The following is a 701-nucleotide window of genomic DNA, read 5'->3' on the forward strand; positions in this document are numbered from 1 at the left end:
TGCGGGTGCAATCAAAAAGCCGCTTTTGCATGCCCTTTGAGGAGCGAGGCAAGGATGTGGAACTGACACTTGGCTATGGCAAACAGAAGCATCCTGTAACAGGAACCGTGTTCTTCCATCACGGACTGGACTTTGAGGCAAATCACTATCTGCTGTCTGCCTTGGCAAGCGGAACGGTATCGGGCATTGGCAATGATGCGACACACGGCATCTACCAAGTGATACGCTACGGCAAATATGAAGTGACCTACGCCCACCTTGCCAACGTGTTCGTGAACTTCGGACAAAGCGTGAAGGCAGGAAACATCGTGGCATTGAGCGGTGACAGACTGCATTTCGAGGTAAAGTTTGACGGCAAGGAAATCAATCCGATTGATTTTCTGACCATGCTATATGGCAATGTGAAGGCAATGGAACAGACCGGTAAGACTGGTTTTCCTGAGTTTGAGACCTACGACATGAATATAGCCACACAGTATGACAAAGATCAGAAAGAGATAGAAGAACTGATGCTACGCTTCATGCCATCGTATATGGAAGACCTGTATAAAGGTATGTATGTGACACCGCAACATGCAGAGCAGTCGCTGAGAAACATTTTTTCGCTATCAGCAGCAAAACACTATTTCTATGAAGCTATGCCATCCATCAGCAATCCGTTAGGCATCGGGCAGAGAGCTATGCCCTGGTCTGTCAAGGTG

At 47.8% G+C, this 701-nt stretch carries 1 protein-coding gene; it reads left to right on the plus strand.

The genetic code is table 11. The features are described 5' to 3' along the window. Positions 1-5: 5 nt before the first annotated feature. On the plus strand, positions 6-701 hold a 696-nt coding region (locus GH664_RS24010), incomplete at its 3' end, for a M23 family metallopeptidase (protein WP_228111689.1).

Source organism: Thauera sp. 2A1 (assembly GCF_009469595.2).
Lineage (GTDB): Bacteria > Pseudomonadota > Gammaproteobacteria > Burkholderiales > Rhodocyclaceae > Thauera.